Consider the following 3,343-nt stretch of genomic DNA (forward strand, 5'->3'; position numbering starts at 1 on the left):
ATGCCGCCATCGAAGCGGCGCGAGCCGGTGAAACCGGGCGTGGCTTCGCCGTGGTGGCCGACGAGGTGCGTGCGCTGGCGAGCAAGACGCAGAGTTCGACCGGCGACATTCAAGCCCATATCGGCGCTTTGCAGGCCGGCGCGCGCGAGGCAGTGGCGGCCATCGGCCAGGCCGGACGTCAGGCGGACGAAGGTCTGGCGGTGCTGCGCGACAGCGCGCGGCTGCAGCAAGCGGTGCAGACTTCGGTGGAGCAGGTACACGCGGCGATCGGCCTGGCGACCCAGGCCGCCGAGCAGCAGGCCCGCGGCGCGCAGGCTGTGAAGGGCAGGGTGCAGGTGATTCATGCGCAGGCAGAGAAAGCGGCTTTCGCCGTGCAGCAGACCACGGCCAGCAGCCGAGAACTGGACAAGCTCGCGGCCCAGCTGAAAGCCAGCCTGGGTCAGTTCCGCGCTTAGATGCCCGCCTGTAGGAGCGGTCATAGGCCGCGAAAGGCGCATTGCGGTCTACCTGACGAACCGCGTTGCCCTTTTCGCGGCCACGGACCGCTCCTACAGGAGGGCCTAACGTGTGTGGCTCAGGTACATGCGAGTCGTGAGCAGGTACACCGGCACCCCGGAGATCAGGATCAGCAAGGCCGCATAGGGCGCGGCAGCGGCGAACTCCATGTTCGAGGTGTGTGACCACACTTCGGTTGCCAGGGTGGTCATGCCGGTGGGGGCCAGAACCAGCGTGGCGGTGAGTTCCTTCATGCCGTCCAGGAACACCAGCGCGAATGCCGCCGCCATGGCCGGGAAAATGATGGGTAACGTCACCCGGCAGAACGCCGTGAAGGGCGTAGCACCCAGCGTGCGCGCAGCTTCTTCCAGCTGGGGCGCAGCCTTGTTCAGAGCGTTACGCACCGGTGCCTGCGCCAGAGGCAGAAACAGCAGTGCGTAGGCGAGCAACAGCAAACCCGTGGTCTGGTACATCGCCGGAACGTAGTGCAGGGCGAAATACACCAGGGTCAAGGCGATCACCAGTCCGGGCAGTGCATGCAGCAGGTACGGCAAACGTTCCGCCCAGATCGCCAGGCGGCCGCGATGACGAACGACCAGCAAACCGACGGGCAATGCCAATGCCAGGCACAAAGCCGCACCACCCAACGCCAGTGACAGCGAGGTCAGCAACGCCTCGCCAATAGCCGCCACCGGAAAGGCGGCCGACGAGCCTTTCACCAGCCAATACCCCAGCATGCCCAGCGGCACGCCACTGCCGACGGCCACCAGCAGCAGGCAGTACAGCTGCGCCACTACACACCACGGCCCCAGCCGCAACGGTGTTGCCCGGCGGGCTGCGCCTTGACCGGTACGGATGTGGCGCGCGGTACCCCGCACCCTCAGCTCCAGCCACAGCAGCAACAGGCACAGAACCAGCAGCAGCGCTGACAGCATCGCCGCATTGGTATTGCTGAATTCGAGCTCGAACTGTTGGTAGATCGCTGTGGTGAAGGTCTGCAATCCCAGGATCGACAGCGCGCCGAACTCCACCAGCATGTGCAGCGCGATCAGCAGTGCCCCGCCCAGCACTGCAGGCCACAGCAGCGGCAGGGTCACCTTGAAGAATACACCGGTGCGGTTCTGCCCCAGCGTACGGGCTGACTCTTCCAGCGAGGTATCCAGATTGCGCAGCGTCGCCGCGACCGGAAGAAACACCAACGGGTATTTCGACAGCGTCATGACCAGGATGGCGCCGCCCAACCCCTCGAATCCGGAGCTCAACGAAACCCAGGTGAAGCCGCTGACGAAGGCGGGGACCGCGAACGGCAGGCACAGGATCACGCCCCAAAGCCGTCGACCGGCCAGGTCGCTGCGTTCCAGCAGCCAGGCCAGGCTCACACCGATCACCACGCAGGCCGCGGTCACCCCAGCCATCAACATCAGGGTATTGCCCAGCAAACGCAGGACGTAGGGGCGCCAGAGCAACCTGATCGCTTCGTGCAAGCCGGCCTGCCACGCTTTGAGGCCGACGTAGAGCAGGGGCAGCAGGCTCAGTCCGACCAGCAGCAGGACGGGCGCGAGCACCCAGATCGAGGGACGCTTGCGCCGCCCCGTGGTACTGACAGGGGGGGTGATCAATTCAGGCCGACGTCCCGTTCCATGTCCAGGGCGTCCTCGGCATTGCCGATGTCAGCCGGGGTGATGGCAGGTGCCTGTAATTCGTCGAATGGCTTGAGGCCGCGGTCCGAGACCATGCCTTTGTGCAGCGGGTATTCAGCGGTAGTCTGGGTGATCACGCGCTGACCCTCTTCGCTGGCCATGTAGGCGAGCAGTGCCTGGGCCTCGCGTGGGTGCTTGCTGGACTTGAGGACCGCAGCCGAGGAAATGGTGATCAGGCCGCCGGCGTCGCCGTTGCTGAAGTAGTGCAGCTTGGAGTCGAGTTGGCCTTTCTCGCGCTGCAGTGCGAACCAGTAGTAGTTGTTCACCAGCACGGTGGCGATTTCGCCGTTTTCCACTGCCTTGAGGGCGACCATGTTGTTGGTGTAGGTCTTGCCGAAGGCGCGCAGGCCGGTAAGCCATTCTTCGGCAGCTTCTCGCCCGTGCAGCTTGATGATGGCAACGGCCTGCTCCTGGAAGGCGCCGCTGGTCGGTACGAAGCCGACCTTGCCCTGCCATTGCGGCTCGGCGAATTCCAGCACCGTTTCAGGCAGGTCCTTTTCGTCGATCAGCTTTGGGTTGTAGGCCACAACCCGTACGCGAGCGGTCACGCCTATCCAAGAGCCGTCCTTGGCGACGTACTCGGGCGGGAGCATGTTCAGGGTGCTGTCGTCGGTCTTGGCCAGGAAGCCTTTTTCGCCCAGGTTGTTCAGGGGCGGGGATTCTTCGGTGTAGATCAGGTCTGCTGGAGAGCGTTCGCCTTCCTCCATTACCTGGCTGGCCAGTTGATTACTGCTGCCCTTGCGGACATTGACGTGAATGCCGGTCTTGGCCTCGTAGGCCTTGGCGATGGCTTCGCCGATTTCCTTGTGCTGCCCGTTGTAGAGGGTCAGCTCGACCTTGTCGGCGGCCTGCGCCAATGGAGCGACCAGGGCGGTGCTCAGCAGGCATGCAGCCAGTGCACGCAGCAGGGACCGGGGGTTTCGAGACGTCATGGACTACTTCCTTACGGCAGGGCAGCGGAATCTTGAAACAATTGTAAACGATATGGGTTCTCAGGTGCTCATGCGCCGTGCGAGCCCGCCGTAGGAGCGGTCATCGGCCGCGAAGGGTGCGCCGTGGATACGGAGAGGGCACGGATTTTCGAAGCCCGAAAACGCAAAAACCCGCTTTCGCGGGTTCTTGTAAAGAATTGGTGCCCAGAAGAAGAC

The 3,343-nt window shown here is 64.0% G+C and carries 3 protein-coding genes; 1 reads left to right on the top strand and 2 read right to left on the bottom strand.

Annotation, left to right across the window (positions count from 1 at the left end; genetic code table 11):
- The coding region (locus tag B2V21_RS07305; protein WP_286916458.1) for a methyl-accepting chemotaxis protein at positions 1-455 on the top strand (455 nt) is incomplete at its 5' end.
- 105 nt (positions 456-560) lie between these two features.
- Here B2V21_RS07305 and B2V21_RS07310 read toward each other — a convergent pair.
- Together B2V21_RS07310 and B2V21_RS07315 are read right to left on the bottom strand one after the other, a co-directional pair.
- Positions 561-2,114 (bottom strand): ABC transporter permease, encoded by a 1,554-nt coding sequence (locus tag B2V21_RS07310; RefSeq protein WP_286916459.1) that lies wholly within the window; start codon positions 2,112-2,114, stop codon positions 561-563.
- Complete coding sequence (locus B2V21_RS07315; RefSeq protein WP_286916460.1) at positions 2,111-3,127, bottom strand: extracellular solute-binding protein; 1,017 nt, start codon at positions 3,125-3,127, stop codon at positions 2,111-2,113. The genes B2V21_RS07310 and B2V21_RS07315 overlap by 4 nt, the downstream gene beginning before the upstream one ends.
- Positions 3,128-3,343: the final 216 nt, after the last annotated feature.

It is taken from the genome of Pseudomonas sp. UBA6276, from assembly GCF_002438365.1.
Lineage (GTDB): Bacteria > Pseudomonadota > Gammaproteobacteria > Pseudomonadales > Pseudomonadaceae > Aquipseudomonas > Aquipseudomonas coleopterorum.

Excerpts from the sequence above, each read along its gene's own strand:
- B2V21_RS07315 (WP_286916460.1), bottom strand. The coding sequence starts at position 3,127 with ATGACGTCTCGAAACCCCCGGTCCCTGCTGCGTGCACTGGCTGCATGC.